Annotated in this window: 20 protein-coding genes; 8 read left to right on the top strand and 12 right to left on the bottom strand. The window is 76.1% G+C overall.

The features are described from left to right. Positions 1-34: 34 nt before the first annotated feature. Both HK417_RS01130 and HK417_RS01125 read right to left on the bottom strand, forming a co-directional pair. A complete protein-coding gene (locus HK417_RS01130; RefSeq protein WP_222262455.1) occupies positions 35-595 on the bottom strand; it encodes an FKBP-type peptidyl-prolyl cis-trans isomerase in 561 nt (186 codons plus the stop codon). A gap of 46 nt (positions 596-641) precedes the next feature. Next, positions 642-971, bottom strand: a complete 330-nt coding sequence (locus HK417_RS01125) for a tetratricopeptide repeat protein (RefSeq protein WP_222262454.1) — start codon at positions 969-971, stop codon at positions 642-644. Positions 972-1,126: 155 nt separating this feature from the next. Here HK417_RS01125 and HK417_RS01120 point away from each other — a divergent pair, with 155 nt between their 5' ends. From HK417_RS01120 to HK417_RS01100, 5 genes are all read left to right on the top strand, one after another. After that, positions 1,127-1,849, top strand: a complete 723-nt coding sequence (locus HK417_RS01120; protein ID WP_222262452.1) for a DUF4383 domain-containing protein — start codon at positions 1,127-1,129, stop codon at positions 1,847-1,849. A gap of 78 nt (positions 1,850-1,927) precedes the next feature. Further along, on the top strand, positions 1,928-2,761 hold the full coding sequence (locus HK417_RS01115; protein ID WP_222262450.1) for a DUF4383 domain-containing protein: 834 nt from the start codon (positions 1,928-1,930) through the stop codon (positions 2,759-2,761). A 13-nt stretch (positions 2,762-2,774) separates the two neighbouring features. Continuing rightward, a complete protein-coding gene (locus HK417_RS01110) occupies positions 2,775-3,947 on the top strand; it encodes a nitrite/sulfite reductase (RefSeq protein WP_222262448.1) in 1,173 nt (390 codons plus the stop codon). Next, positions 3,947-4,567: a precorrin-8X methylmutase gene (locus HK417_RS01105; protein ID WP_222262446.1), complete on the top strand. Its 621-nt coding sequence runs from the start codon at positions 3,947-3,949 to the stop codon at positions 4,565-4,567. The genes HK417_RS01110 and HK417_RS01105 overlap by 1 nt, the downstream gene beginning before the upstream one ends. Before the next feature lie 40 nt (positions 4,568-4,607). Beyond that, complete coding sequence (locus HK417_RS01100) at positions 4,608-6,101, top strand: precorrin-2 C(20)-methyltransferase (RefSeq protein ID WP_222262444.1); 1,494 nt, start codon at positions 4,608-4,610, stop codon at positions 6,099-6,101. A gap of 16 nt (positions 6,102-6,117) precedes the next feature. Here the strand turns inward: HK417_RS01100 and HK417_RS01095 are convergent, their stop codons facing one another. After that, the gene (locus tag HK417_RS01095) at positions 6,118-9,255 is read right to left on the bottom strand and encodes an Ig-like domain-containing protein (RefSeq protein WP_222262441.1); all 3,138 of its coding nucleotides are present in this window, start codon (positions 9,253-9,255) and stop codon (positions 6,118-6,120) included. Between the two features lie 146 nt (positions 9,256-9,401). Here HK417_RS01095 and HK417_RS01090 point away from each other — a divergent pair, with 146 nt between their 5' ends. Further along, positions 9,402-10,598, top strand: a complete 1,197-nt coding sequence (locus HK417_RS01090) for an MFS transporter (protein ID WP_222262439.1) — start codon at positions 9,402-9,404, stop codon at positions 10,596-10,598. 25 nt (positions 10,599-10,623) lie between these two features. On the opposite strand, the gene argG is transcribed toward HK417_RS01090, so the two are convergent. Genes argG through HK417_RS01065 form a run of 5 tightly spaced genes read right to left on the bottom strand, consistent with a single transcriptional unit; the run spans position 10,624 to position 17,066 of the window. Beyond that, positions 10,624-12,072 (bottom strand): argininosuccinate synthase, encoded by a 1,449-nt coding sequence (gene argG / locus HK417_RS01085; protein WP_222262437.1) that lies wholly within the window; start codon positions 12,070-12,072, stop codon positions 10,624-10,626. A 51-nt stretch (positions 12,073-12,123) separates the two neighbouring features. Next, positions 12,124-13,713, bottom strand: a complete 1,590-nt coding sequence (locus HK417_RS01080; protein WP_222262435.1) for a GTPase — start codon at positions 13,711-13,713, stop codon at positions 12,124-12,126. Continuing rightward, positions 13,710-15,410, bottom strand: a complete 1,701-nt coding sequence (locus HK417_RS01075; protein WP_222262433.1) for an ABC transporter — start codon at positions 15,408-15,410, stop codon at positions 13,710-13,712. The genes HK417_RS01080 and HK417_RS01075 overlap by 4 nt, the downstream gene beginning before the upstream one ends. Before the next feature lie 55 nt (positions 15,411-15,465). Next, a complete protein-coding gene (locus HK417_RS01070) occupies positions 15,466-16,425 on the bottom strand; it encodes an FAD-dependent oxidoreductase (protein WP_308123290.1) in 960 nt (319 codons plus the stop codon). Continuing rightward, on the bottom strand, positions 16,422-17,066 hold the full coding sequence (locus tag HK417_RS01065; protein WP_308123289.1) for an HAD hydrolase-like protein: 645 nt from the start codon (positions 17,064-17,066) through the stop codon (positions 16,422-16,424). The genes HK417_RS01070 and HK417_RS01065 overlap by 4 nt, the downstream gene beginning before the upstream one ends. Before the next feature lie 87 nt (positions 17,067-17,153). Here HK417_RS01065 and HK417_RS01060 point away from each other — a divergent pair, with 87 nt between their 5' ends. Then, positions 17,154-17,543, top strand: a complete 390-nt coding sequence (locus HK417_RS01060; protein ID WP_222262431.1) for a hypothetical protein — start codon at positions 17,154-17,156, stop codon at positions 17,541-17,543. Here the strand turns inward: HK417_RS01060 and HK417_RS01055 are convergent. Beyond that, complete coding sequence (locus HK417_RS01055) at positions 17,506-18,276, bottom strand: cobalt-precorrin-6A reductase (protein WP_222262429.1); 771 nt, start codon at positions 18,274-18,276, stop codon at positions 17,506-17,508. The two genes, HK417_RS01060 and HK417_RS01055, sit on opposite strands and share 38 nt — an antisense overlap. A gap of 26 nt (positions 18,277-18,302) precedes the next feature. On the opposite strand from HK417_RS01055, the gene HK417_RS01050 reads away from it, so the two are divergent. After that, complete coding sequence (locus HK417_RS01050; protein ID WP_222262427.1) at positions 18,303-19,385, top strand: cobalt-precorrin-5B (C(1))-methyltransferase; 1,083 nt, start codon at positions 18,303-18,305, stop codon at positions 19,383-19,385. Positions 19,386-19,410: 25 nt separating this feature from the next. Here the strand turns inward: HK417_RS01050 and cobM are convergent, their stop codons facing one another. From cobM to def, 3 genes are read right to left on the bottom strand one after another with little or no spacing between them, the layout of a single operon-like run. Further along, positions 19,411-20,151: a precorrin-4 C(11)-methyltransferase gene (gene cobM / locus HK417_RS01045; protein ID WP_222262425.1), complete on the bottom strand. Its 741-nt coding sequence runs from the start codon at positions 20,149-20,151 to the stop codon at positions 19,411-19,413. Next, positions 20,148-21,356, bottom strand: a complete 1,209-nt coding sequence (cbiE, locus tag HK417_RS26280) for a precorrin-6y C5,15-methyltransferase (decarboxylating) subunit CbiE (protein ID WP_222262423.1) — start codon at positions 21,354-21,356, stop codon at positions 20,148-20,150. Before cbiE ends, cobM begins: the two co-directional genes overlap by 4 nt. Further along, a complete protein-coding gene (gene def, locus HK417_RS01035) occupies positions 21,353-21,910 on the bottom strand; it encodes a peptide deformylase (RefSeq protein WP_222262421.1) in 558 nt (185 codons plus the stop codon). The genes cbiE and def overlap by 4 nt, the downstream gene beginning before the upstream one ends. Between the last annotated feature and the right edge of the window lie 12 nt (positions 21,911-21,922).

Raw genomic sequence — 21,922 nt, 5'->3', positions numbered from 1 at the left:
GCCGCGACGGTACCGGGCGCGCCGCAGCGGCCCGTCAGCCCACCTGCACCAGGTCCAGCACGAACACCAGCGTGGCCCCGCCGGGGATCGGGCCGCGCCCCTGGTCGCCGTAGGCCAGGTCGCTGGGGATGGTGATCATCCGGCGGCCCCCCTCGCGCATGCCGGTGATCCCCTGCTCGAAGCCCGGGATGACCTGCCCGGCGCCGAGGGTGACCGGCAGGGTCTCCTCGGTCCCGCGGCTCCACGAGGAGTCGAACTCCTCGCCGGTCTCGTAGAACGCCCCGACGTACTTGACGGCCACCGTCGACCCGTCGGCCGCCTCGGCCCCGACCCCGACCAGGACGTCGCTGACCACCAGCTCGCACGGCGGCGGAGCGTCCGACGCGGGCACCTCGGGGGCGAGGGTCTGGTCGGTGGTCACCGACGGCGGGGGCTCCGCCGTCGCCGGCCGGGTCTCGCAGGCCTGGGTCGTGGACTGCCCGGCCGCCGGCTCCTCCGCGGAGGGAGCCGCCTCCTCCGCGTCGCCGCCGCAGGCGGTGAGGGACAGCGAGACGGCCAGGGCCAGCAGCAGGCGCGGAGCGGTGCGGCGGTTCATGGGACCAGCACAGCACAGCCCGCGCCGGCACCCGCGCCCAACCTGATCAGTCGGCGCCGAGCGCGTCGGCCACCCGGTGGTGGACGGCGGCCTCGTCGGCGCGGCTCTGCCGCTCCAGCGTGCGGGCCAGCGCGCGGCGAGCCCACCCGTTCGCCGGGGACAGCTCGACCAGGCGGTTGAGCGCCGCCTCGGCGCGGGCCAGCTGGGCGGAGCCGAAGTAGCTGCGGGCCAGCAGCTCCAGCGCGGCCTGGTTGTCGGGCTCGACGGCGACGACGCCCTCGAGCACCCGGGCGGCCTCGATCGGCTGGCCCATGTTGAAGAACAGGTCGGCCCGCAGGTACTCGGAGTGGACGTCGTTCTCGTACGGCTGGCTCATGTGGCTCCTCCCGAGGCAGCCCCCAGCATCCCACCGGGCAACGGAACGAGATCGATCGCCTGCAACCGGATGGGACCCCGCCGAGCCGGGTAGTGACGATCCGCACGCGCACGACTCCAACCCGCTGTCACCATTTCGGTCACCCGGAGTACGCCATGGCCCTGACCCTGCGCCGCGCACCATCCACCACCGCCCGCCCCACCCCGTCCGGCGACCGGCCGGACCGACCGCAGGAGCCACCCCCGGGCGGCACGGTCGTCGCCGTCCAGCGCGGCGGCGCCCTTGTGGTCGCCGCCGTCCTGCTCGTCTTCGGCGTCCTCGGCTTCGTCGACGGCCTGGACTACTTCTCCACCGAGGGCGAGCCGATCCTCGGGATGTCCTCCAACGGCCTGCTGTCCACCCTCTCGGTGGTCACCGCCGCGGTCCTCGTGGTCGCCGCCGCGCGCAGCGCCCGCACCGTCTCCACGGTGATGCTCGTCGTGGGGACGGCGTTCCTGCTCTCGGCCCTGGTGAACCTCGCCGTCCTGGAGACCGAGCTCAACCTGCTGGCCTTCTCGATGGCCAACGTGGTGTTCTCCCTCGTGGCCGGGCTGGTGCTGCTGACCCTCGGCGCCTACGGGCGGATCACCGGCAACGTGCCGGCCGACAGCCCCTACCACCGCCCGCACCCGTCGGAGGTGGACGCGGACGTCGACCAGCAGCTGCCGCGCACCGACGCGGAGTTCGCCGCCGAATCGGCCATGCGCGAGGCGGAGCTGGCCGTCGTCGAGCACCGTGCGACCCCGGACCAGCAGCGGCGGGTCGCCGCGATGGCGCGGGTCCGCACCCGGGCCGACCGCCGCGAGGTGTGGATGTCCTTCGACCGGTCGCGGGGCTGAGCCGGGGACGGACGACGCCGAGGAGAGACCCAGCTCACCGTCGGGCCTAGACTGGAGGTCTCCTCCAGGGGGCGTGCCATGAGCATCAAGATCCATCTCCCGCACCGGCCCGGCGCGACCGAGCACCCGCGCCCCGACGGACCGGTGGACGAGCACTCGGCCGAGGTCGACCTGGTGTACAACGTCCAGCGCACCGGCGCCGTCTGCGTCGGCGCGTTCCTGCTGGTCTTCGGGCTGGTCGGGCTCGCCGGCGGGCTGGGTTTCTTCTCCACCGAGGGCGAGCGGATCCTCGGGTTGTCCTCCAACGGCCTGCTGTCGGCGATCTCCATCGTGGTCGGGTTCGTGCTGGTCGGTGCCGCGTTCCTCGGCCCGCGGGTCGCCTCGACGGTGATGATCGTCCTCGGCTGCCTGTTCCTGCTGTCCGCGCTGGTCAACCTCGCGGTGCTGAACACCGACCTGAACATCCTGGCCTTCGAGATGCGCAACGTGCTGTTCTCGATCGGCGTCGGACTGCTGCTGCTGGTGCTGGGCGCGTACGGCCGGGTGAGCGGCAACCTGCCCGCCGACAGCCCCTACGCGCACGAGCGGGCGGAGGACCCGCGGCCACCGGAGTCCTATCCGCACACGCCGGAGGAGTTCGCTGCCGAGGCGGCCATGCGCGAGGCGGAGATCGCCGTGAGCCAGCACGCCGGCACCGAGGACCAGCGGCGCCGGGTGGAGGCCATGGCCGCGGTCCACACCCGCGGGGACCGGCGCCGGATCTGGATGGAGTTCGACGCCGCGCAGGCCCGCTCCGCCCCGCCGGCGCCGATCGCCCGGGAGACGCTCCCGGAGCACCGCCCGGTCCTCGCCCGGGCCTTGAGCCTGGTCCGCGGACGGCAGGACGGAGAGGCGCGGCGGACCGGGAAGTAGCCTCGCGGATGCCATGACATCCGCCGTCCCGACCCGCGACCGGCCCGACGCCTGCCCGGGCGCGCTGCAGACCCACGCGGCCGCCGACGGCGCGCTGGCCCGGGTCCGCGTGCCCGGCGGCACGCTCACCGCCGTCCAGCTGCGAACGCTGGCCGCGGCGGCCCGGGAGCTCGGCGACGGGCACCTGGAGCTGACCAGCCGCGGCAACCTGCAGCTGCGCGGCCTGGCCGCCGGCGCGGAGGCATCGCTGGGCGACCGCCTGGCCGGCGCGGGACTGCTGCCCAGCGCCACCCACGAGCGGGTCCGGAACGTGCTGGCCAGCACCCTCTCCGGCCGGGCGCCCGGTGGGCACCTCGACGTCCGGCCGGAGGTCCGCGCCCTGGACGCCGGGCTGCGGGCCGACCCCGCACTCGCGGAGCTGCCCGGCCGCTTCCTCGCCACCCTGGACGACGGCCGCGGCGACGTCGCCGGTCTCGGGGGCGACGTCGGGCTGCTCGCCCTCACCCCCGGCACCGTGGCGCTGCTGCTCGGCGGTGCCGACTCCGGCCTGCGCGCACGCCCCGAGGCTGCCGTCGCGCTGGCGCTCGACGCGGCGCGGGCGTTCCTCGCCGAGCGGGCCGCGCAGGGCGGCACCGCCTGGCGGCTGGCCGAGCTGACCGAGGGCCCGGCCCGCGTGGCCGCCCGCCTGTCGCAGGGCAGAAGTGGCCACTTCTGCCCTGTCGACGTGCCCCCCGCGCCAGGGACCGGGCCGGTCGGGGCGGTGACCCAGCTCGACGGGCGCACGGCGCTGGTCGGCGTCCTGCGGCTGGGCCGGCTGAGCGCCGGGCAGGCCGAGCTGCTGGCCCGCCTGACGGACGAGGTCCAGCTGACGCCCTGGCGGAGCGTCGTCGTCCCGGACCTCACCGAGGACACCGTCGACGACGCCGCGGTCGACCTGCACCGCACCGGCGTGGTCTTCGACGAGGCGAGCCCCTGGGCGCTGGTCACCACGTGCGCGGGGCGGCCCGGGTGCGCGCGGTCGCTGGCCGACGTCCGCGCCGACGTCACCACCGCCATCGCCACCGGGACGCTGCCCGCCGGCGTCCGCCAGCACTGGGCAGGCTGCGAGCGGCGGTGCGGCCGCCCCCGGGGCGAGGTCGTCGACGTCGTCGCGACCCCGGCCGGTTACCGGATCGAGAAGGGCTGATGTACGACTACGAGCACGACGGCGCCGAGATCTACCGGCGGTCCTTCGCCACGATCCGCGCGGAGGCCGACCTGTCCCGACTGCCGGCGGACGTCGCCCAGGTCGCGGTGCGGATGATCCACGCCTGCGGCCAGGTCGACCTGGTCGAGGACATCGCCTTCTCCCCCGACGTCGTCCTCCGTGCCCGGGAGGCGCTGCACGCCGGCGCCCCGGTGCTGTGCGACGCGCAGATGGTCGCCTCCGGGGTGACCCGGCGCCGCCTGCCGAAGGACAACGACGTCGTCTGCACGCTCAACGACCCGCGCACGCCCGGGCTCGCCCGGGAGCTGGGCACCACGCGCACCGCGGCGGCGCTGGAGCTGTGGGGCGACCGCCTGGACGGCGCCGTCGTCGCGATCGGCAACGCCCCCACCGCGCTGTTCCACCTGCTGGAGATGGTCGCCGCCGGGGCGCCCCGCCCAGCCACCGTGCTCGGCATCCCGGTCGGCTTCATCGGCGCCGTCGAGTCCAAGCAGGCACTGGCCGCCGCGGACCTGGACTTCCTGGTCGTGCACGGCCGCCGCGGGGGCAGCGCGATCACCGCCGCCGCCGTCAACGCGATCGCGAGCACCGTCGAATGAGGGCAGAAGTGGCCACTTCTGCCCTCGGTGGGGGTGCGGGGTGAGCGGGCGGCTGTACGGGGTCGGCCTCGGCCCCGGCGACCCGGAACTGGTCACGGTCAAGGCCGCGCAGCTGATCGGGGCGGCCGACGTCGTCGCCTTCCACGCCGCCCAGCACGGCCGCTCGGTGGCCCGGGCACTGGCCGCCCCCTACCTGCGGGAGGGCCAGGTCGAGGAGCTGCTGATCTACCCGGTCACCACGGAGGCCACCGACCACCCCGGCGGCTACCAGGGCGCGATCGACGAGTTCTACGAGTGCGCCGCCGCCCGCCTGGCCACCCACCTCGACGCCGGCCGGGACGTCGTCGTCCTCGCCGAGGGCGACCCGTTCTTCTACGGCTCCTACATGCACATGCACAAGCGACTGGCCTCCCGGTACCCGACCGAGGTGGTGCCCGGTGTCACCAGCGTGAGCGGCGCCGCGGCGGTGCTCGGCCGGCCCCTGGTCGAGCGCGACGAGGTGCTCACCGTGCTGCCCGGCACGCTGCCCGCCGACGAGCTGGCCGAGTGGCTGGCCACCACCGACTCGGCCGCGGTGATGAAGCTCGGCCGCACGTTCGGGGGCGTCCGGGAGGCGTTCGACGCCGCCGGGGTGCTGGACCGGGCCTGGTACGTCGAGCGGGCCACCACCGACCGGCAGCGGGTCGCGCCGCTGGCCGACGTCGACCCGGAGAGCGTTCCCTACTTCTCCCTCGCACTGCTGCCCAGCCCGCTGACCGGACCCGGGAACGTGGCCGAGCGGGCGGACGACGGGCCCCGCGCCGGCGAGGTCGTCGTCGTCGGGCTCGGGCCGGGCAAGCGCTCCTGGACCACGCCGGAGGCCGCGGAGGCGCTCGCCGGCGCCGACGACCTGGTCGGCTACGGCCCCTACCTGGCCCGGGTGCCGGCCAACCCGCGGCAGACCCGGCACGCGAGCGACAACCGGGTGGAGGCCGAGCGCGCGGCGCACGCGCTGCGGCTGGCGCAGTCCGGACGGCGGGTGGCGGTGGTCTCCAGCGGCGACCCGGGCGTCTTCGCGATGGCCGCCGCGGTGCTCGAGGTGGCCGACCAGCCGGAGTTCGCCGGCGTCGAGGTCCGGGTGCTGCCCGGGCTCACCGCGGCCCAGGCGGTCGCCTCCCGGGTGGGGGCGCCGCTGGGGCACGACTTCGCGGTGATCAGCCTGTCCGACGTCCTCAAGCCCTGGGACGTCGTCGTCGACCGGCTGCGGCACGCGGCCGCCGCGGACCTGGTCATCGCGCTTTACAACCCGCGGTCCAAGGCCCGGCCGCACCAGCTGGGCGAGGCGCTCGAGGCGCTGCTCGAGGTGCGGAAGCCGGAGACCGTGGTGGTCGTCGGCCGGGACGTCGGCGGACCCGAGGAGTCCCTGACCGTGACCACCCTCGGCGACCTCGACCCGGACACCGTGGACATGCGCTGCCTGGTGCTGATCGGGTCCACGCAGACCCGGGTGACGCCCTCGGGCCGCGTGTTCACCTCCCGCCGCTACCCCGGCTGAGCCCGGTGGCCTCGCCTCAGGAGGCCCTTCGGCGGCGGGCCCAGGAGACGCCCAGGACGGCGAGGCCGACGGAGGTCCCGAGCGACAGCAGGCCCACCGCGACCGAGCTGCCGGACAACCGGAACATCCCGAACCCCAGACCGTCGTCGGCGGGCGCCGCCTCCGGCGCCGCGGCCGCCGGCTCGCCGGCGACATCGTCGGTGACATCGTCGGCCCCGTCGGCCCGGTCGGCCGGGGACGCCGGATCGGCCGGGGACGCCAGGTCCACGGCCGGCAGAGCCGGCATCTCCGTCGGGGACGCCGAGGCCGCGGGCGCGGGCTGCGGCGCCGGAGCGGTCGACGCCGTCGGAGCCTGGGCCACCGGGGCAGCGGGAGCCACCGCCTCGGGGGCCGGGCGCAGCACGGACACCGGGGCCTCGACCGAGGGGGTGGCGGCGGCCGACGGCGTCGGGTCGGCCGGCGGCGCCGGCTCCTCGGCCGGCGGGGCGAGGACCACCGGCGCGGCGGGGACTACCGGCGGCACGGGAACCACCGGCGGCACGGGAACCACCGGCGGCGCCGGGACAGCCGCCCGGGCGTAGACGACGGACACGGTGGCGGTGGCCGTCGCCCCGGTGGAGTCCTCGACCAGGTACGCCGCCGACGCCGTCCCGACGAAATCGCCGACCGGCGTGAACGAGACCTCGTCGTCGGCGGTGATCCGCCACGTGCCCTCGCCAGGGACGGCGAGCTCCCGCACCGGTGACCCGGAGTCGACCAGGCCGAGCGAGGTGGGGTCCCAGCTCCGGCCGGACCGGACGACGTCGTTGGCCAGGACGTCGACGGTCACCGGCTCCCCGACCACACCGGTCACCTCGTCGTCGCGTCCGCCGCTGACCACGCCACCGCCGGTCACGGTCAGGCGCAGGCGGGCGGTGCCGGTGAGCCCGGAGGCGTCGGTGACCGTGTAGCCGACCTCCTCGCCGCCGACGAACCCGGGGTCGGGCGTGTAGCTGAAGCCGCCGTCGGGGGCGACCGTGAGGGTGCCGTGCGCGGCGTCGTCCGTGGCGGTGACGGTGAGGCCGGTGCCGGTGTCGTTGTCCAGCAGACCGTCGGCGGCGGGGACGGTGAGCGGGGTGTCCGCCGGGGTCAGGCGGCTGTCGTCCGCGGCGTCCGGGCGCACGGCGACGGTGACCGTGGCGGTGGCCGAGCGGCCGGCGTCGTCGGTGACCGTGTACGTGAAGGTGTCGGTGCCGGACGCTGCGGGGTCCGCAGGCACGTAGGTGAGGGTGCCGTCCGCGGCCACCGTCGCGGTGCCGTGCGTGGCGGGGGTCGACGAGGTCACCCGCAGGCCGGAGCCGGTGTCGTTGCCCAGCAGCCCGCTGCCGGGGAGGGTCAGCGTCTGCCCCGCGCCGGTCGCCACGTGGTCGTCCCCGGCCGCCGCGGCGGCGGGCAGCGCGACGACGTCGACCGTCGCCGTCCGCACCGGGCTGTGCACGTAGGTCCACATGTCCAGGCCGTTGGTGTCGCCGAAGGTGCCATCGACGTTCAGCTCCGTCCCGAAGGCGCGCTGGCCGCTGAGGCTGTCGAACCCGGTGACCGGGTCGCTGACGAGGGTGCTGGGCGGTGCCCCGACGGGTGTGTCGACGAGCCGGCCGTCCGCCGTGCCGACCCGCACGCCGGTGCTGGTGACGTAGCCCCGGTCGTCGTAGAAGGCGCGGGAGCAGTTGGACCCGGTGCTCACCGCGCCACTGAACGGGCAGACCCCGCCCGGCGGGTTGGTCAGCACGATCGAGGGGCCGCCCCGCAACGAGGTCTCGACGTCGAGCATGGACACGTGGTGGTCGCCGGTCCGCTGGAACGCACGCACCGCGTAGTCCTGGCCGACCGGGAAGGGGGCACCGGTGTTGTCGGCGCCGTCCCAGGTCACGGTGTGGCTGCCCGCCGCGACGGTGCCGCGCAGCACCCGGTTCGCCGGCCGCGCCGGGTCGAAGTCCACGCCGTCGCGGGAGATGACGACCTGGTACCGGCCGGGCGCAGCGGTGGTGAAGCGGAACGTCCCGCCGCGGGTCTGGTAGCTCTCGTTCGCCGCGGTCTGACCGGTGAAGGTGAGGCCGTCGAGAGTGGGGGCGGCCGGGACCACGGGGATGCCCAGCGCCGTCATCGTCTCGTCGGCGAGCGGCTCCACGGACAGCGGGAACTCAGCCCGCCCCAGTCGCGCTCCGCCGGCCAAGGCGGACATCTTGGCGACCGTGGCCCCGGTGGCCACCACGTCGTGGTGCAGCGGCGATCCGTTCGGGTCGAGGAACCCGGTGCTGCTGCCGTAGAGGAGGAACCCGCTGGGGTCGAAGCCATTGGTGTCGACGGCATAGCGGTAGCCGTCGGGGGCCGTCATATGCAGCGTGATGTCGATCGGCCGGGCGTTCTGCCCCAGGTAGCCGGCGAGCGCGTAGGTGAAGAGCCGGCCCGGCAGGTTGGTGGTACTGGAGGGGCTCCCCGCACGCACGGTGACGTCCCAGGCGACGACGGCTGCGGACGAACTCCTCGAGCCGAAGATGCCACCGGCCGGCGTGATGAACCGGTCCATGCCGGCGTCCTGGACGTCAGAGTTGCCGCCGGCGGACCCGTGGAAGGCCACCTGGTAGATGCCGGTGACCGGGGCCGTGTAGACGCAGGGGATGTAGCCGCCGGCGTTGCCGGTCCCGTCCACGGAGCGGGGACCGGCCAGTTCCTGGGCGCGCGTGTCGATGGCCCCCGGCCTCGGATCCGGGGTGGCCACCCGCTGCGCGGCGCACGAGGAGCCGTTCGTACCCGGGACGACCGCGGGCAGCGTGGGTCCTTCCGGATCCGTGATCACACCCGGGTTCCAGATGACGATGTCCCCGGCTCCCTCGTCGACCGAGGACGAGCCGGTCAGGATCTGCTCCCCTTGCTTTGCGAACAGCGAGAAGAGCGTCCGGCGCCGTAGCGGGGTGTCGCCTGCTCCGGAGGGTCCGTAGGCGCTGGTCCGCCACTCGATCGTCAGCCGACACGCCCCGTCGACCCTGCACGTGCCGGGGGCGCGCATGAGGTCGCCGCTGCCCGACGCCTGCGCAGGAGCGCCACCGGTGACGAGAGTGAGGGTGCCGACGACGACGAGGGTCGCCAGGACGGCGAACAGACGACGCAGCAGCACGGACGGACACCCCCTCACCGATGGGTATCGGCAGGTGCCGGCGGGGAGTGCACCCGAAAGCAATGGCGCCCTCACCCATCCCGGGCGTAACAGCCCTGGTCAGCGCGCCGGGAACAGTTCCGGGGGCCAACTGCTTGGCTCTTCCCGTGCCCCGCACCACGCTCCCCCGGCCGGCCGCGTTCTGGACGGTCGCCGTCCTGCTGGTGCTGATGCTCGCCGCCTCCGGGGTGCCCTCCCCGCTCTACCGCGTCTACGCGGAGCAGTTCGGTTTCGGGCCGGGGATGCTGACCGTGGTCTTCGCGGTCTACGCCTTCGCGTTGCTGCTGTCGCTGCTGGTGGTCGGCGGGCTGTCCGACCACGTGGGCCGGCGTCCCGTGCTCGCGGTGGCGCTGGTGGTCGAGGCGGCCGCGATGGCGATGTTCCTGCTCGCCGACGGCGTCGGGTGGCTGCTCGCCGCCCGGGTCGTGCAGGGACTGGCGACCGGGGCGATGACCGGCACGTTCGGCGCGGCACTGCTGGACACCCAGCGCCCCGAGCGCCCGCTGGGCCCGCTGGTCAACGCCGCCGCCCCGGGACTGGGGCTCTCGCTGGGGGCGGTCGGCGCCGGCCTCGCCGTGGAGTTCCTGCCCGCGGCCACCGACTGGGTGTTCGGGTCGCTCACCGTCCTCTGCCTGCTGGCGGCGCTCGGGGTGCTCGCCCTGCCGGAGACCTCGCCCCGGCTGGCGGGCGCCGCGGCGTCGCTGCGGCCGAGCGTGCAGGTGCCGGCCCCGCAGCGCCGGGCGTTCGTCCTCGTCCTCCCCTGCCTGGTCGCCACCTGGGCGCTCGGTGGGCTGTACGCCTCGCTGGGCCCGTCCCTGGTCGTCGACGTCTTCGGCGTGGCCGACCACGTCGTGGGCAGCCTCGTGGTGCTCGCGCTCAACGGCACGGGCCTGGTCGGGTCGCTGGCCGTGCGCGGCCTCGCGCCGGACCGCACCATGGTCCGGGGCGCGCTGGTCTTCGCGGTGGGGGTGGGCGGCACCGTCGCCGCCCTCGCCGCCGGGTCGCTGGCCGGCTTCTTCGTCGCCGCCGTCGTCTCCGGGGCCGGTTTCGGGACGGCGTTCCTCGGGGCGATGGCCACCGTCACCGACGGCGTCGCCCCGGGCCGGCGGGCGGGGCTGCTGTCGGCGGTGTTCACGGTCAGCTACCTCGCCTTCAGCGTGCCGGCGATCGGTGCCGGCGTCGCCGCCGGGCACGTCGGCCTGGCGGCGACGGCGCAGGTCTACGGCGCGGTCGTCATCGTGCTGACCGTGCTGGCCGTCGCCGGGCCGGCGGCGCACCGCCGCCGGGCGACCGCGCCGGCCTGACCAGGACCCCTCTGCAGGGGCCGCCTCAGTCGGTGCCGGACTCCATCGCGGCGCGGTCGAGCAGCTCGTCGTGCGCGGAGACCCGCCCCCGCGACGCGATCGCCTGGGCCCCGCCCTCCACGGACGCGTCGATCAGCCCGGTGGAGGCGGCCTGCGCGGCGCCGATGGCCGCCGGCGTCGAGCCGCCCACCATGCCGATCCGGGCGTACTGCTCCAGCCGGGCCCGCGAGTCGGCGATGTCGAGGTTGCGCATGGTCAGCTGGCCGATCCGGTCGACCGGGCCGAAGGCGGAGTCCTCGGTCCGCTCCATGGACAGCTTGTCCGGGTGGTAGCTGAACGCCGGCCCGGAGGTGTCGAGGATCGAGTAGTCCTCGCCGCGCCGCAGCCGCAGGGTGACCTCGCCGGAGACCGCCATGCCGACCCACCGCTGCAGCGACTCGCGCAGCATCAGCGACTGCGGGTCCAGCCACCGGCCCTCGTACATCAGCCGGCCGAGCCGCCGGCCCTCGGAGTGGTAGGTGGCCAGGGTGTCCTCGTTGTGGATCGCGTTGACCAGCCGCTCGTAGGCCCCGTGCAGCAGGGCCATCCCGGGGGCCTCGTAGATGCCTCGGCTCTTGGCCTCGATGATCCGGTTCTCGATCTGGTCGGACATGCCCAGCCCGTGCCGGCCGCCGATCGCGTTGGCCTCCAGGACCAGGTCGACGGCGGAGGCGAACTCCTTGCCGTTGATCGTGACCGGCCGGCCGAGCTCGAAGCCGATGGTGACGTCCTCGGGCGCGATCTCGACCTCGGGGTCCCAGAACCGGACGCCCATGATCGGCTCGACGGTCTCGATCCCGGTGTCGAGGTGCTCGAGGGTCTTGGCCTCGTGCGTGGCGCCCCAGATGTTGGCGTCGGTCGAGTACGCCTTCTCCGCGCTGTCCCGGTAGGGCAGGTCGTGCGCGACCAGCCACTCGGACATCTCCTTGCGGCCGCCGAGCTCGGTGACGAAGTCGGCGTCCAGCCACGGCTTGTAGATCCGGAGCGCGGGGTTGGCCAGCAGGCCGTAGCGGTAGAAGCGCTCGATGTCGTTGCCCTTGTAGGTGGAGCCGTCCCCCCAGATCTGCACGCCGTCCTGGAGCATGGCGCGGACCAGCAGCGTCCCGGTGACCGCCCGGCCCAGCGGGGTGGTGTTGAAGTAGCTGCGCCCACCGGACCGGACGTGGAACGCCCCGCAGGTCAGGGCGGCCAGCCCCTCCTCCACGAGGGCCGCGCGGCAGTCGACCAGCCGGGCGATCTCCGCCCCGTACGCGGTGGCCCGCCCGGGCACCGAGCCGATGTCGGGCTCGTCGTACTGGCCGATGTCGGCGGTGTAGGTGCAGGGCACCGCACCCCTGTCGCGCATCCACGCGACCGCCACGGAGGTGTCGAGGCCGCCGGAGAAGGCGATGCCGACGCGCTCGCCGACGGGCAGGGAGGTGAGCACCTTGGACATGAGCAGAAGTATGCATTGTGATGCATGACCATGCAAAGCCGGGGTGCCGGCTCACCGGTCCACCCCCGCCCGGCCGACCGCCGCGCAGAACCGGTCGTGGTCGGCCCGCGCCGCGCAGAGCGGGTCGAGCACCTCGTCGTCGGCGACCTCGGCGATCCGCTCGGCGAGCCGCCGGTAGGCCAGCCGCCCGCGCCGCCGGGCCCCCGCGGCCACCAGCGGCCGGGCCACCAGGGCCAGCAGCAGCCCGGCGAGCAGGCCGCCGATCAGCAGCAGCGTGGGCAGCGGGATGCCCTCGACCCGGGGCAGGGGGACGACGTCGTCCAGCTGCAGCAGCCCCAGCCCGACCAGGGCCAGCAGCCACAGCGCCCCGGCCAGCGCGGTCACCGCGAGCAGCCACTGCAGCCCGCTGACCGCCCGCTGCCACACCGGCGTGCGGTCCGGGCCCAGGTCGGTGCCGGCGACGGCCCGGTCCAGCCGGTCGGCCAGCCGCTCCTCCGACAGCTCGGCGGTTCGGCGGAGCTCGTCGCGCCACGCCTGCGGCAGTCCCTGCCCGGCGTCGTCCCGGGCCCGGCGCAGCGCCGCGCCCATCGCCGCCTGCTGCACGGCCCCCGCCCCGGGCAGCGAGGTGCGGGCCCGCTCGTCGCCCAGGTGCAGCCTCCCCAGCGGGTCACCGCGGAGCTTCGACGTCCAGCGGAGCACCGGCCAGCCGGTGTGCGCGGCCCCCCGGCGGCGGGCCGAGCGCTCCACCGCCGTCACCACGGCCGGCACCCCGGCCGCGTCGGCGAGGGCGTCGACCAGCCCCTCGCGCTCGTCCTGCTCCCGGCTCCGGTCGGGCCCGGCGTCCGGCGCGCAGTGCTGCGCCAGCGCGGCCGCCGCTCCCCGCGCGTCGGCGGCCAGCCGGTCGGTGGCCGCCCGGCGGGCGCTCACCCGGCGGGCGATCTCGGCGCGCAGCCCGGGCAGGCCGGCCCCGGTGCGTGCCGAGGCGGCCACGATCGGGGTCGCCGCGAGACCCTCGCGGTCGAGCAGCCCGCGCAGGTCGGTCAGGCACGCCTCGACCGCGGACTCCTCGAGCCGGTCGACCTGGTTCAGCACGACGACCAGGACCCCGGCGTGGCGGGCCAGCGGCTGCAGGTAGCGGGAGTGGACGGCGGCGTCGGCGTACTTCTGCGGGTCCAGCACCCAGACCAGGACGTCGACCAGCTGCACCAGCCGGTCCACCTCCAGCCGGTGCTCCAGCCGCACGCTGTCGTGGTCGGGCAGGTCGAGCAGCACCAGCCCGTCCAGCGCCGGGTCGGCCGGCACCACGCGGTGGCGGCGCGGCACCTCCAGCCAGTCGAGCAGCCGGTCGGCCCCGTGCTCGCCCCACACGCTGGCGTGCGCGACGCCGGTGGTCGGCCGCCGGACACCGGGCGTGCTCACCTCGGCCCCGGAGAGCGCGTTGAACAGCGTGGACTTGCCGCTGCCGGTGGCCCCGGCCAGCGCCACGACGGTCGCGTCGCCGAGCGCCTCGCGGGCTCCGGCCTTGGCCAGCAGGGACCGCGCGGCGCCCACCTCGGGCACCTCCAGCCGGTCCTCGGCGACCTCGACGGCCTCCCGCAGGGCGGCCAGCCGGTCGGTCAGCGACAGCTCCCGGCGCCTCACGCGCGGGCTCCGCGGGCGACGTCCAGCCCGGCGACGGCGGCGCGCAGCCGCTGGGCGGCGTCCGGTGCCGGGGCGACCTCGTCGAGGAGCTCGTCGAACCGGTCCTGCTCCATGCCCAGCAGTCGGTCGGCCCGGGCGTCGAGGTCGGCGCGCGCCCGGGCGGCGAGCTCGCGGACCGCGGCGTCCCCGAACACCGCCTCCAGCACCCGCTGCCCGATCGCCGTGGTTCCGCCGGCGATGGCGACCTCGGCCCCGGTCAGCCCCGCCGTGGACGCGAAGACGGCGATCATCACGACCGCGCCCGCCCCGTTGACGCCCCAGGACATCAGCCGCGCCCGCGACCGCTTGCCCGCGCCCTCGTCGCGGACCAGCTCGAGCACGTACCCCTGCCAGTCGCGCACCTCGTCCGACGCCACGCCGGTGAAGCCGGGCGACACGCCCTCCAGCTCCTCCTCCCGGCCGGCCAGCAGGCCGATGCCGCCGGGCAGCGCGCGCCAGCTGGTCACCGTGGCCTCCGCGGCGCGGTCCGCCTCCGCGCGGAGCAGCACCTCCACCCCCGACTCCAAGGCGCCCTGCAGGTCGGCGGCTGGGGTTGGGCGGCCGGTCAGCGCGGCGGTGACCCGGTCGCGCAGCCGCCCGACCTGGCCCTGCAGCGAGCGCATCCACTCCCCCGTGCCGACGAACTCCTGCCAGCGGGCGAGCACCTCCCCGCGCAGCAGGGTCCCGTTTCCCACCGCCTCACCGACCTCGGCCCGGGCGCGGGCGTAGGCCGCGTCGGCCGCGGCGTCGAGCGCGTCGGCCGCGGTGACCTGCTCCTCCACCGCCGCGACCACGGAGGCGACCCGGTCGTCGAGGCTCCCCAGCGCACCGGCCAGGGTCTGGCGCACCACGGCGGCCCGCTGCTCCTGGTCGGCGGCCAGCGCGTGCAGCCACGACCGCAGCGGCCCGGCCTGGTCGTCGGGCAGGAACCCGTCGCGCAGCGGACGCTCCTCGACCACGAACAGGTGCGCTCCGCCGAGCCCGCCGCTGCGGAGCATCGCGGCCAGGTCGGCGGACACCTCGCGGACGGCCTCGGGGGGCACCCGGTCGAGGACGACGGCGAGCGCGGTGCCCCGCTCCTGCGCCGTCCGCAGCAGGTCCCAGGGGACGGCGTCGGCGTAACGGGCCGCCGTCGTCACGAAGACCCACAGGTCGGCGGCGGCGAGCAGCTGCCCGGCGAGGTCCCGGTTGGCCTCCACGACCGAGTCGACGTCCGGGGCATCGATGAGCGCCAGCCCCGCCGGCAGCCCCTCGTGGGTCACCAGCTGCAGACCGCCCGGCCCGGCCTGCCCACCCGTGGTGCGGGTCAGCCCGGGCAGCACCCGGTCCCCGGCGAAGGCCGCCCGGTCGGCGGGAGCGCAGACCAGCACCGGCGCCCGGGTGGTCGGCCGGAGCACCCCGGGGGTGGTCACGTGCGCCCGCAGGATGCTGTTGACCAGCGTGGACTTGCCGGCGCCGGTGGAACCGCCGACCACCGCGAGCAGCGGGGCGTCCAGGTCGCGCAGCCGGGGCAGCAGGTAGTCGTCGACCTGGTGGACCACCTCGGCGGCGGTCCGGGCCGCGGCGTCCCGGCCGAGGGTGGCCAGGCCGAGGGGCGCGGCGGCCACCTCGTCGCGCAGTGCCTGCAGCGCGTCGGGCAGCGTGGCTGGGCTCGTCACGGGTGCTTCCTGCCCGGACCGGCGGTTCCTCACCCGTGGATGCCGCGCGGTCCCCTCAGAGGTCGGCGACCAGCCCGGCGACGGCCTCGGCGCAGCCCCAGGACAGCGTGACCCCCGAGCCGCCGTGCCCGTAGCAGGCGACCACCGGGACGGCGTGCCCCTCGACCTGCTCCAGCCGGATGCTCGGCCGGCCCGGCCGCAGCCCCGCGGCCCGGCCCAGGACCGGCTGCCCGGCCAGCGCCGGGACCAGGGCAGCGGTGCGGGCCAGGACCGCCCGTTCGGTGTCCGGGTCGATGCCCTCGTCCCACGAGCCCACCTCGGCCACGCCCCCGCAGACGACGTCGTGCCGGCGCGGCACCACGTAGGTCACGCCCGCGGGATCCTGGTCGTCGGTGATCCACTCGGTGATCCCGGGGTTGGCGACCCGGACGACCTGCCCGCGGATGGGGAAGACGCTGTCGTCGCCGAGCAGCGTCCCGGCGCGCAGGCCGGCGGCGACCACCACGACGTCCGGCGCCAGCGCCGGGTCGGCGGCCAGCTCGTCGATCGAGCCCACCGTGCGGGTCAGGAACCGGACCCCCGCGCGCTCGCAGCGCGCCAGCAGCCAGGGGAGGTAGGCCGGGACGGTGAGCACCGGGACGGTCGCCCGGACGCCGGCCAGGGCCCCGGGCGGCAGCTCCTCCGGTGTCGCCTCCCGGTGCCCGGGGACCGCCGCCGTCCACGACCGGTCGGCATCCGGGCGCCGCTCCACGACAAGGCCGGAGCGCAGGTCCACGCCGGTGTCCGGGTCCGCGGCGAGCTCGGTGAAGCGGTGCAGGCTGCGCTCCAGCCAGGTGACGAGCGAGGGGTGCCCGGAGCGGTAGGGGAACCACAGCGCCGCTGCGACGGCGGAGACGCTCTCCTCGGCGGTCCGGTCGGCCAGCACGGTCACCGACGTCCCGGCGCGCGCGAGCTCCGCGGCGATGGTCAGGCCGATCACCCCGCCCCCGACGATGGCCACCCGCGTCCCGCTCACCGGACCACCTCCAGGCCGGCCAGCGCGGCCGGGACGTCGGCGGGGGTCGCGGCGACGACGGTCGCCCCGGCCGCGGCCAGCTCCCCCGGGGGCGCCGGGCCCCAGCCGGCGCCGATGCACGGCAGCCCGTGGGCGCGGGCGCCGAGGACGTCGTGCGCCCGGTCCCCCACGAGCACAGGGCGCTCGCCGTCCGGGTGGGCGGCCAGCGCGGCGGCGACCACCTGGTCCTTGTGCCGCACCGTGCCGTCGAACGTGGCGCCGTGCACGCTCGCGAACTCCGCGAGCAGCCCGACGTGGTCGAGCACCCGGAGGGCGAACTCCTCGGGCTTGCTGGTCGCGACCGCCAGCGTGACTCCGTCGCCGCGCAGGCCGGCCAGCAGCTCGGGGATGCCGGGGTAGACGTGGGCGTCGAGCAGCGGACCCTGGGCGTAGTGGGCCCGATAGGCGAGCACCGCGCGGTCGACGTCGTCCCCGGTGAGGCCGAAGGCCCCGGCGAAGCCGTCCTGCAGCGGCGGCCCGACCATCGACCGCAACTGCGCCTCGCTCGGCTCGGGCAGCCCGAGCTCCGCCGCGGCGGCCCGGATCGACGTCCAGATGCCCGGCGTCGAGTCGACCAGTGTGCCGTCGAGGTCGAAGAGCACGAGCCGCCGTCCGCCCCCTTCCCCGACCGGCGCGGACCTGCTTCCATGAAAGATCAAGGAACTGTTTCCTTCCGGAGGAGTGTCGTGATGACCCGGACCCACCCCGTACCGACCGCCCGGAGCACGTCCAGCATCCGAGCCGTCCAGGCCGCGGCGGTGCTGTCGGCGCTCACCCTGCTCTGGCAGTTCGTCACGGCGGGCCGGCTGCTGTCCGGCGACCAGGCTCCGCACGGCGCCGGCGCCATCGCGCTGCACGTCGCGACCTTCCTGCTCCTGGCGGCGACGCTGCTGCACGCCCGCGCCGGCGGCACCCGGTGGCCGGTCGCCGTCTCCGCCGGGGTCTTCGTCGCCGGCTTCCTGCAGGCCGCCCTCGGCAGCGCCGGGAACATGGGCGCGCACGTGCCCGGCGCGCTGGTGCTGACCGTCGGCACGGTGTGGGTCACCGCCTGGGCCCTCCTCCGGCAGCCGGGGGCCTGACCTCGCTCCGCTCCACCCAGGCCAGCGCCTCCTCGACGGTCGCGACGGTCGGCACCCCGGGCGGCAGCGGTGGCCGGCGGACCAGCACCACCGGGATACCCAGTTCGCGGGCCGCGGTCAGCTTCGCCTCGGTCATGTGCCCGCCGGAGTCCTTGGTGACGACGACGTCCACCGCGTGCTCGCGCAGCAGCGCCAGCTCGTCGGCGAGGCTGAACGGCCCACGGGCCAGCAGCAGCGTCGCGCCGGCCGGCAGCGGCTCGTCGGGCGGGTCGACCGAGCGCACCAGGACTCGGCCGGGCAGCTCGGCGAACGCGCCCACGCCCTGACGGCCGGTGGTCAGGAAGACGCTGCGGAAACCCGCGACCGCCCGGGCCGCCTCGGTCAGCGAGTCGACGAACCGCCACTCGTCCCCCGGCTGCGGCGTCCACCCCGGGCGCTGCAGCCGCAGCAGCGGAGTGCGCTGAGCCGCCGCGGCGGTGGCCGCCGAGGCGGTGATCGTCGCGGCGAAGGGGTGCGTCGCGTCGACGACGGCGCGCGGCCGGTGCTCGGCCAGCCAGGCGGCCAGCCCCTCCGCGCCGCCGAACCCGCCGATCCGCACCGCGCCCTCCGGCAGCGCCGGGTCGGCCACCCGCCCGGCGAGGCTGGACAGCACGTCGACGCCCCGCGCGACCAGGGCCGCGGCCAGCCGCCGGGCCTCCCCGGTGCCACCGAGCACCAGCACCTGGTCGTTCATGCGACCCGGCCGGGGAGGATGAGTCCGTGAGCAGGGACGGTGCCAGCGGGCTGCGGCACGGCTGGACGACGGGCGCCTGCGCGACCGCCGCCACCACTGCCGCCTACACCGCGCTGCTCACCGGCGATTTCCCCGACCCGGTGCGGATCGACCTGCCTGGCGGCCGGCACCCGGCGTTCGCGCTGGCCCGGGAGTCGCTGGAGCCGGGCGCCGCGACCGTCGAGATCGTCAAGGACGCGGGCGACGACCCCGACGTCACGCACGGGGCACTCGTCTCCGCGCAGGTGACCCTCGGCGAGCCGGGCAGCGGGGTGCTGTTCCGGGCCGGTCCGGGCGTGGGCACGGTGACCAAGCCGGGCCTGCCGCTGGCGGTGGGCGAGCCGGCGATCAACCCGATGCCGCGCCGGTTCATCACCGAGCACGTGGCCGCGGTGGCCGCCCGGCACGGCGGCAGCGGGGACGTCGTCGTCGAGGTGGCGGTGGAGAACGGCGAGGAGCTCGCCCGGAAGACCTGGAACCCGCGGCTCGGCATCCTGGGCGGGCTGTCCATCCTCGGGACGACGGGCGTCGTCGTCCCCTACTCCTGCTCGTCGTGGATCGACTCGATCCGCCGCGGGATCGACGTGGCCCGCGCCGCCGGGCACACCCACGTCGCCGGGTGCACCGGGTCGACCAGCGAGCAGACCGTGCAGCGGCTCCACGGCCTGCCCGAGGACGCGCTGCTGGACATGGGGGACTTCGCCGGCGCGGTGCTCAAGTACCTGCGCCGGCACCCGGTGCCGCGGCTGACGATCGCCGGCGGGATCGGCAAGCTCGCCAAGCTCGCGGAGGGTCACCTGGACCTGCACTCGGCGCGCTCGCAGGTGTCCTTCGCCGCGCTGGCCGCGCTGGTCGCCGACGCCGGTGGGCCGCCCGAGCTGGTCACCGGCGTGCGGGAGGCGAACACCGCGCTCGACGCGCTGCGCCAGTGCCAGGCCGCCGGGCTGCCGCTGGGCGACCTGGTGGCCGCCGGGGCCCGGCGGACCGCCGAGGAGGTGCTGCGCGGCGCGCCGGTGGAGGTCGACGTGGTGGTGATCGACCGCGCCGGGACGGTCGTCGGCCGGGCCTGACGAAGGACCCCGCTGAGCACGACGTTCACCGCGGCCGGGTTGTCGAGTAGAGGTGGCTGTCGGGGAACTGCTCCGCCGCCAGCGCGCGGCCGACGATCACCACCGCGGTGCGCCGCACACCGGCGTCCGTCACCTGCGCCGCGATGTCGGCGAGCGTCCCGCGCAGCGTGAGCTCGTCGTCCCGGCTGGCCCGGGCCACCACCGCGACCGGGCAGTCCGCGCCGTAGTGCGCGGCCAGCTCCGGGGCCAGCTCGGTCATCCGCTGCACCGCGAGGTGCAGCACGAGCGTGGCGCCGGTCGCGGCGTAGGCGGCCAGCTGCTCGCCGGGCGGCATCGGGGTGGAGCGGGCGCTGGTCCGGGTGAGGACGACGGTCTGCGCGACCCCGGGCACGGTCAGCTCCCGCTTGAGCGAGGCCGCGGCGGCCGCGAACGCCGGCACCCCGGGGACCACCTCGTACGGCACCCCGGCCGCGTCCAGCCGGCGCATCTGCTCGGCCATCGCGCTGTACACCGACGGGTCGCCGGAGTGCAGGCGGGCGACGTCCAGGCCCGCGGCGTGCGCGGCGACCAGCTCGGCGGTGATCCGGTCGAGGTCCAGGTCGGCGGTGTCGACCAGCCGGGCGCCGTCGGGGGCGGTGTCCAGCAGCTCGCGCGGCACCAGCGCGCCTGCGTAGAGGCAGACCCGGCAGGAGGCGATCAGCCGGGCCGCCCGGACGGTGACGAGGTCCGCGGCGCCCGGTCCCGCGCCGATGAAGTGCACCGTCATCGGACTCCGCTCCAGATCGTCACAGGGAGGGCGGTCTTGAAGCTGGTGAAGCTGCCGACCGGTTCGGCGTGCGCGACCGAGAGCCGGGTCAGTGACCCGCCGTGCCGGGCGCGCCACCCGGCGAGCAGCGCCTCGCTCTCCAGCGTCACCGCGTTCACCACCAGCCGGCCGCCGGGGGCGAGCGCCGCCCAGCACGTCTCCAGCAAGCCGGGCACCGTCGCGCCGCCGCCGACGAACACCGCGTCCGGCCGCGGCAGCCCGGCGAGCGCCCCGGGCGCCCGGCCCTCGACCACCTGCAGCCCAGGGACCCCGAGCCGGCTGGCGTTGCGGCTGATCCGCGCCGCGCGCTCCGGGTGCGACTCCACGGCCACCGCCCGGCAGGACGGGTGCACGCGCATCCACTCGATGCCGATCGAGCCCGCGCCGGCGCCGACGTCCCACAGCAGCTGGCCGGGCAGCGGCGCGAGCCGGGCGAGGGTCACCGCCCGGACGTCCCGCTTGGTGAGCTGCCCGTCGTGCGCGTAGGCCTCGTCGGGCAGCCCGGGCGTGGTCGGCAGCGGCACGGTGCCCGGATCGGCCACCACCTCGACGGCGGTGACCACCAGCGGATCGGTCTCCGGGTGCGGCCAGCCGGCCGCGGTCCCGGAGACGCGCTGCTCCGCCGGCCCGCCGAGCTGCGCGAGCACGGTCAGCCGGCTCGCGCCGTACCCCCAGTCGCGGAGCCGGGCCGCCAGCACGGCCGGCGTACGGCCGTCGGGGCCGAGCACCAGCAGCCGCCGTCCCGGGGTCACGTGCGGGGCGACCAGCTCGACCGGCCGGCCGACGACCGGGACCACGGCCGTCTCCTCCACGGCCCAGCCCAGCCGCGCGCAGGCCAGGCTCACCGACGACGGGTGCGGCACGACCGCGACGGCGCCGGTCCCGAACAGCCGGACCAGTGACGTGCCAACGCCGGAGAGCATCGGGTCACCGCTGGCCAGCACGACGACCCGCCGGCCGGGGTGCGCTGTGGGCAGCCCGGCCAGCGCGGGGGCCATCGGCGAGGGCCAGGGCACCCGCTCGGCGGTCACCGCGGGCGGCAGCAGATCCAGCTGGCGGGCGCTGCCGCGCAGCACCTCGGCGCCCTCGACCGCGCGCCGGGCCGCCGGGGGGAGCCCGTCCCAGCCGTCGGCACCGATCCCGACCACGGTCACCGACCAGCTCACGCGGGCAGCTCGCCCTCCGGGCCGGCCGCCTCGGCGAGCAGACGCTCCCGCAGCTCCTCGGACAGCAGGTCGACGTAGACCAGGCCGTTGAGGTGGTCGACCTCGTGCTGCAGGCAGCGGGCGGCCATGCCGGTGGCCTCGATCGACGTCGGCTGGCCGTTGACGTCGACGCCGTCCACCCGCGCCCGGAACGCCCGCTCCAGCTCTGCGTAGGGGCCGGGCACCGACAGGCACCCCTCCTCGGTGACCTCCGCCGCCGGCTCGTCGCCGACCGGGTCCAGGATCGTGAGAGCCGGGTTCACCACGTACCCGAGCACGTCCTCGCCGTCGGCGTCCGGGCACTCGATGACGAACACGCGGGCGTCCACGCCGATCTGGTTGGCCGCCAGCCCCACGCCGTCCGCGGCGGCCATGCTGGCGAACATGTCCAGCACCAGGTGCCGGAGGGCGCGGTCGAAGACGGTCACCTCCGTGCACGGGCGGTGCAGCACGGGGTTGCTGCCGTAGGTGACGATCGGCCGGGCGACGCCGTCGTAACGGCCGGGCAGGCGCATGACCGTCGATCC

Source organism: Modestobacter marinus, from assembly GCF_019799945.1.
Classification (GTDB): Bacteria; Actinomycetota; Actinomycetes; order Mycobacteriales; family Geodermatophilaceae; genus Modestobacter; species Modestobacter marinus_B.
The sequence above is the reverse complement of the archived record's forward strand: the minus strand, read 5'-3'. Positions and strand labels throughout refer to the sequence as shown.